This is a genomic window from Kitasatospora sp. MBT63, from assembly GCF_000710465.2.
GTDB lineage: Bacteria > Actinomycetota > Actinomycetes > Streptomycetales > Streptomycetaceae > Kitasatospora.
Map to the genome: position 1 here is coordinate 8,786 of NZ_JAIZ01000784.1, position 7,124 is coordinate 15,909.

Annotated in this window: 2 protein-coding genes; both read left to right on the forward strand. The window is 75.4% G+C overall.

Translation table 11 applies throughout. From position 1 onward, the window contains the following. The first annotated feature begins 16 nt into the window (after positions 1-16). The gene (locus AA75_RS51275; RefSeq protein WP_304441522.1) at positions 17-5,380 is read left to right on the forward strand and encodes a type I polyketide synthase; all 5,364 of its coding nucleotides are present in this window, start codon (positions 17-19) and stop codon (positions 5,378-5,380) included. A gap of 48 nt (positions 5,381-5,428) precedes the next feature. Further along, positions 5,429-7,124: type I polyketide synthase (locus AA75_RS40735; RefSeq protein WP_033825543.1), on the forward strand; the 1,696-nt coding region annotated here is incomplete at its 3' end.

The window sequence follows — 7,124 nt, forward strand, 5'->3', positions numbered from 1 at the left end:
TGCCCTGCACCTGCAGGTGGCAGTCGGTGAGGCTGACGAGGCCACCGGGGCCCGGCCGGTCGCGATCCACACCCGGCCGGCCGACCCGGACGCGGAGTGGACCAGGCACGCCTCCGGCACCCTGGTCACCGCCGCCGCCGAGCCGACCGCCGAGCTGACCGCCTGGCCCCCGCCGGGCGCCGCACCGCTCCCGGTGGAGGAGGCCTACCAGTTGTTGGCCGAGCTCGGCCTGGAGTACGGCCCGGCCTTCCGTGGCCTGCGGGCGCTCTGGCAGGACGGCGACACGCTCTACGCCGAGGCGGCGCTGCCCGAGGCACAGGCCGCCGAGGCCGTCCGCTTCGGCATCCACCCCGCCCTGCTGGACGCCGCCGCCCAACTGCCTGCCCTGCACGGGGGCGCAGACGGCGGCCGCCGGCTGCCCTTCGCCTACCGGGGGGTGGTGCTGCACGCCGCGGCCGCCGCCCGCCTGCGGGTGCGGCTGACCGCGCTCGGCGCGCAGGAGTACGCGCTGGACGCCGCCGACGCCGAGGGCCGGCCCGTCTTCTCCATCGCCTCGCTGGTCACCCGGCCGGCCCAGGAAGCCCGCACCGGTGGCCCGGCGGCGATCGACCGCGATGCGCTCTTCGTCGTCGACTGGCCCGAGTTGGTGCCGGGTGTGGGGGAGGTGGGCCCGTGGGAGGTGTTGCGGGTGGAGTCGGGTGAGGGTGTGTTGGGGGAGGTGTTGACGGGGGTTCAGGGGTGGTTGGCGGATGTCTCCTCGGAGGGTTCGCGGTTGGTGGTGGTGACGCGGGGTGCGGTGTCGGTGGCGGGTGAGGGGCCGGATCTGGCGGTGGCGCCGGTGTGGGGTCTGCTGCGTTCGGCGCAGTCGGAGTATCCGGGCCGGATTGTGCTGGTGGACACCGACGAGGCCTCCGGGGAGCTGCTGGAGTCCGCGGTTGCCACTGGTGAGGCCCAACTCGCGTTGCGGGAGGGTCGGATACACGTGCCGCGGCTGGTGCGGGTCGAGCAGGCGGGGGTCGGTGGGTCGCCGGTTCCGCGGGAGTGGGATCCGGCGGGGACGGTGCTGGTCACGGGTGGTACCGGGGTGCTGGCGGGTTTGTTGGCCCGGCACCTGGTGCGGTCGGGTCGGGTGAGGCGGCTGGTGCTGGTTTCGCGCAGTGGCCTGTCGGCGCCGGGGGCTGCGGAGTTGGTGGAGGAGTTGGTCGGGCTGGGGGCGGCGGTGGTGGTCGAGGCGGTGGACATCGCCGACCGGGCTGCGCTGGCGGGCGTGTTGGCGGCGGTGCCGGCGGACCGTCCGTTGACGGCTGTGGTGCACACGGCCGGTGTGGTCGATGACGGTGTTTTCGGTGCGTTGACGCCGGAGCGGCTGGCGGCGGTGTGGGGGCCGAAGGCGGAGGCGGCGCGGCACCTGCACGAGTTGACCCGTCGTCATGACCTGGCGGCGTTCGTGCTGTATTCCTCGGTCGCTGCTGTGCTCGGTGGTCCGGGGCAGGGCAGTTACGCGGCGGCGAACACCTATCTGGACGCGTTGGCCGCGCACCGGCAGTCGATCGGGCTGCCGGCCCAGTCGCTGGCCTGGGGTCAGTGGGCCCAGGCCAGCGGCATCACCGCCCACCTGAGCGCCACCGACCACGCCCGGCTGGCCCGCCTGGGCATCCGTCCGATCGAGTCCGGTGAAGGCCTCGAACTCTTCGAGGCCGCCGAGCAGCTGACCACCAGGGCCGCCCTGGTCCCGGCCCCGCTGCGGCTCGCCGCGCTGCGCGGCCGACCCGTCCCCGCGATCCTGCGCGCACTGGTCCGCCCGACCCGCCGCACCGCCGCCGAGGCCGGCCCGGACCGTGAGGGCGACCCGCTCGCGCAGCGCCTCGCCGCCCTGCCGGACCCTGGCGAACGGCTCGCGGAGGTGCTGCGCCTGGTCCGCTCCGAAGTGGCGGCGGTGCTCGGCACCCGGGCCGAGGAAGTGGGCACCCGGCGCTCCTTCACCGGCCTCGGACTGGACTCGCTGACCGCCATCGAGCTGCGAAACCGGCTCACGGCCGTGACCGGCCTGCGGCTCTCCGCCACGCTGGTCTTCGACCACCCGAATCCGGCCGCGCTCGCCGAGCACCTGCTCGCCGAACTCCTGGGCGCCGCACCGGCCGAGCGGCCGGCGGCCGCGGCCGCCGGCCGGACCCCGGCCCGGGCGGACGAGCCGATCGCGATCGTCGGGATGGCCTGCCGGCTCCCGGGCGGGGTCGCCACGCCCGAGGAGCTGTGGCAGCTGGTGGCCGAAGGGCGCGACGCGGTGGGGGAGTTCCCCACCGACCGGGGCTGGGACCTGGAGAACCTGTACGACCCGGACCCGGACCACCCGGGCACCTCGTACACCCGGCACGGCGGCTTCCTGGACCGCTCGGCCGAGTTCGACGCCGAGTTCTTCGGCATCTCGCCCCGCGAGGCGCTGGCCACCGACCCGCAGCAGCGCCTGCTGCTGGAGACGAGCTGGGAGGCGCTGGAGAGCGCCGGGATCGACCCGACCGCGCTGCGCGGCAGCCGGACCGGGGTGTTCGCCGGCGTGATGTACCACGACTACGCGCCCCGGGTGCGGGAGGTCCCGGCGGAGCTGGAGGGCTGGCTCGGCAACGGTACGGCGGGCAGTGTGGCCTCGGGCCGGATCTCGTACTCCTTCGGGTTCGAGGGTCCTGCGGTGACCGTGGACACGGCGTGCTCCTCCTCGTTGGTGGCGCTGCACCTGGCGGCGCAGTCGCTGCGCTCGGGCGAGTGCGACCTGGCGCTGGCGGGCGGAGTGGCCGTGATGTCCACGCCGACCACCTTCGTGGAGTTCTCCCGGCAGCGGGCGCTCTCCACTGACGGGCGCTGCAAGGCCTACGCGGGCGCCGCGGACGGCACCGGCTGGGGCGAGGGGGTGGGTCTGCTGCTGGTGGAGCGGCTGTCGGACGCGCGGCGCAACGGGCACCGGGTGCTGGCGGTGCTGCGCGGCAGTGCGGTCAACCAGGACGGTGCGTCCAACGGCCTGACCGCGCCCAGCGGTCCGGCCCAGCAGCGGGTGATCCGCCAGGCGCTGGCCAACGCCGGCCTGGCGCCTGCCGAGGTCGACGCGGTCGAGGGCCACGGCACCGGCACCACGCTGGGCGACCCGATCGAGGCCCAGGCGCTGATCGCGACCTACGGCCAGGACCGCGAACAGCCGCTCTGGCTCGGCTCCTTGAAGTCGAACATCGGGCACACCCAGGCGGCCGCCGGCGCGGTCGGCGTGATCAAGATGGTCCAGGCGATCCGGCACGGCGTGCTGCCCCGCACGCTGCACGTGGACGAGCCCTCGCCGTACGTGGACTGGACGGCGGGCGCGGTGGAACTGCTCACCGAGCAGCAGGACTGGCCGGCGGTGGACCGGCCGCGCCGGGCCGCCGTCTCCTCCTTCGGGGTGTCCGGCACCAATGCGCACGTGATCATCGAGCAGGCGCCGGAGCAGCCCGAGCCCGAGCGCGGCGCGGCGCCCGCGGTGCTGCCGTTCCTGGTCTCGGCCCGCTCCGCCGCAGCCCTGCGCGAGCAGGCCGGCCGGCTGGCCGAACTGGCCGAGGCCGCCGAGGCGGTGGACCTGGCGCATGCCCTGGTCACTGACCGGGCCGCGCTCGAGGAGCGGGCCGTGCTGGTCGGCGACCCGGCCGGCCTGCGCGAGCTGGCCCTCGGCGATCCGTCGCCGGCGCTGGTCACCGGCAGCGCGGACGCGGCCGGGCGGACCGTGTTCGTCTTCCCCGGCCAGGGATCCCAGTGGCCCGCCATGGCGGTGGAACTGCTGGACACCGCACCGGTGTTCGCCGCCCGGATCGAGGAGTGCGCGGCCGCGCTGGCCCCGCACACCGACTGGTCGCTGCTCGCGGTGCTGCGCGGCGAGCCGGACGCACCCGGGCTGGACCGGGTGGACGTGGTGCAGCCGGTGCTCTGGGCGGTGATGGTCTCGCTGGCCGAGCTCTGGCAGGCGCACGGCGTGCACCCCGACGCGGTGGTCGGCCACAGCCAGGGCGAGATCGCCGCGGCCGTGGTGGCCGGCGGGCTGTCGCTGGCCGACGGGGCGCGGGTGGTCGCGCTGCGCAGCCGGGCGATCCTGGCGCTCTCCGGAAAGGGCGGGATGGCCTCGGTCGCGCTGTCCGCCGCCGAGGTCGCCGAGCGAATCGCCGCCTGGGGCGAGCGGCTCTCGGTGGCGGTGGTCAACGGCCCGTCGGCCACCGTGGTCTCGGGCGAGCCCGAGGCGCTGGCCGAGCTGGTCGCCGGCTACCGGGCCGAGGAGGTCCGGGCCCGACTGATCCCGGTCGACTACGCCTCGCACTCCGCCCAGGTGGACGGGCTGCGCGAGGAACTGCTCCAGCTGCTCGCGCCGATCCGGCCGCGCAGCGGCGAGGTGCCGCTGCTCTCCACGGTGACCGGCGACTGGCAGGACACCGCCGAGCTGGACGCCGCCTACTGGGCCGCCAACCTGCGCGAGACGGTGCGCTTCGAGGAGGCCACCCGCGCTCTGGCCAAGGACGGGCACACCGTGTTCGTCGAGGTCAGCCCGCACGCCGTGCTCAGCGGCCCGGTCCAGGAGACCCTGGAGTCGGCGGGCCTGGGCCGCCGGTCGGTGGTGACCGGCACGCTGCGGCGCGACCAGGGCGGCCTGCAGCGCTTCCTGCTCTCCGCCGCCGAACTCTGGGTGCGCGGTGTGCCGGTGGACTGGGCCGCCGTCTTCGCCGGGGCCCGGCCACGCCGGCTGGCGCTGCCCGGCTACGCCTTCCAGCGCCGGCGCTACTGGCTGGACGCGACAGTCACCAACACCACCGTCACGGCCGCCGTGGCCGTGGCCGGACCGGGTGAGCAGGCCCCGTGGGTGGCGCGGTTGGCCGCCCTGGCGGAGCCGGCGGCACGCGAGGCGGCCCTGCTGGACCTGGTGCGCCGCGAGGCGGCCGCAGTCCTCGGACACGCCGACGCCGGCGGAGTCGGCGCCGACCGGGCCTTCCGGGACCTCGGGCTCGGCTCGGTCACCGCGGTCGAACTGCGCAATCGGATCGCGGTCGGCGCCGGACTCGAACTGCCCGCCACGCTGGTCTTCGACCACCCGAGCCCGGCGGCCGTGACGGCCTTCCTGCTCACCGAACTCCCGGCCGAGGCCGGCGGATCGGCGCCGATCGGTGCGCTCGACTCGCTGGCCGCCCTGGAGCGGGCGCTGGCCGGACCGGCGGCGGCCGAGGACTTCGACCGCGCCTGGGTGCTGAGCCGGCTGCGCACCCTGGTCGACCGCTGGGAGCTGTCCGGCGGCTCGGCCGAGGCGGACGGCTTCGACCTGGACGACGCCACGGACGAGGAGCTGTTCGCCCTGGTCGACCGCAACTCGGACACCCACTGATCCCGCCCCTACCCGAACGACCGAACGTCTGCGATGCGAGAGGCAGAGATGTCCAACGACCAGAAGCTCAGGGACTACCTGAGGCGGGCCCTGGCCGACGCCCAGCGAGCCAACAAGCGGCTGCAGGAGGTGGAGAGCGCCAAGCGCGAGCCGATCGCCATCGTCGGCATGGCCTGCCGGCTCCCTGGCGGCATCGCCTCCCCGGCGGACCTGTGGCAGCTGGTGGCCGAAGGGCGCGACGCCGTCACCGAGTTCCCCACCGACCGCGGCTGGGACCTGGCGGCGCTCTACGACCCGGACCCGGACCACCCGGGCACCTCCTACACCCGGCACGGCGGATTCCTGGACAGCACACCGGAGTTCGATGCCGAGTTCTTCGGCATCTCCGGGCGCGAGGCGCTGGCCACCGACCCGCAGCACCGGCTGCTGCTGGAGACCGCTTGGGAGGCCTTCGAGCGGGCCGGGATCGACCCGACCGCGCTGCGCGGCAGCAGGACCGCCGTCTTCGCGGGCATCGCGGGCAGTGACTACACCCCACGACTGCACGACGCCCCGGGTGAGTTGGAGGGATACCTGGGCATCGGCGGGCTGGACAGCGTGGCCTCGGGCCGGATCTCGTACTCCTTCGGGTTCGAGGGTCCTGCGGTGACCGTGGACACGGCGTGCTCCTCCTCGCTGGTGGCGCTGCACCTGGCGGCGCAGTCGCTGCGCTCGGGCGAGTCGGACCTGGCGCTGGCCGGCGGGGTCAGCGTGATGGCCACCGCACAGGGCTTCGTGGAGTTCTCCCGCCAGCGCGGCCTCTCGGCCGACGGGCGCTGCAAGGCCTTCGCGGCTGCGGCGGACGGCACCGGCTGGGCCGAGGGGGTGGGTCTGCTGCTGGTGGAGCGGCTGTCGGACGCGCGGCGCAACGGGCACCGGGTGCTGGCGGTGCTGCGCGGCAGTGCGGTCAACCAGGACGGTGCGTCCAACGGCCTGACCGCGCCCAGCGGTCCGGCCCAGCAGCGGGTGATCCGCCAGGCGCTGGCCAACGCCGGCCTGGTCGCACGGGATGTGCACGCGGTCGAGGCGCACGGCACCGGCACCCGGCTGGGCGACCCGATCGAGGCCCAGGCGCTGATCGCGACCTACGGCCAGGACCGCGAACAGCCGCTCTGGCTCGGCTCCTTGAAGTCGAACATCGGGCACACCCAGGCCGCGGCCGGGGTGGCGGGTGTGATCAAGTCGGTGCTGGCGATCCGGCACGGGGTGCTGCCCCGCACGCTCCACGCCGAGCAGCGGACCCCCTATGTGGACTGGTCGGCCGGCGCGGTGGAGCTGCTCACCGAGCAGCAGGACTGGCCGCTGGTGGAGGGCCCGCGCCGGGTCGGCGTCTCGGCCTTCGGCGCGAGCGGGACCAACGCGCACGTGATCATCGAGCAGGCCGAGCCGACGGCCGCCGAGGCGGAGCCGGCCGCGCCGCAGGGCCCCGCCGCCGTGCCGGTGCTGCCCTTCCTGGTCTCGGCCCGCTCGCCCGAGGCGCTGCGCGAGCAGGCCGGCCGGTTGGCGGAGCTGCTGACCCAGGCCGACCCGCTCGCGGTCGCCCGGGCGCTCGCCACCACCCGCACGGTCTTCGAGGAGCGCGCCGTGGTGCTCGGTGACCCCGCCGGCCTGCGCACGCTCGCCGGGCCTGGCGTGGTCACCGGCTCGGCCGCCGCCCCGGGCCGGCTGGCCTTCCTGTTCTCGGGGCAGGGCAGTCAGCGGGTCG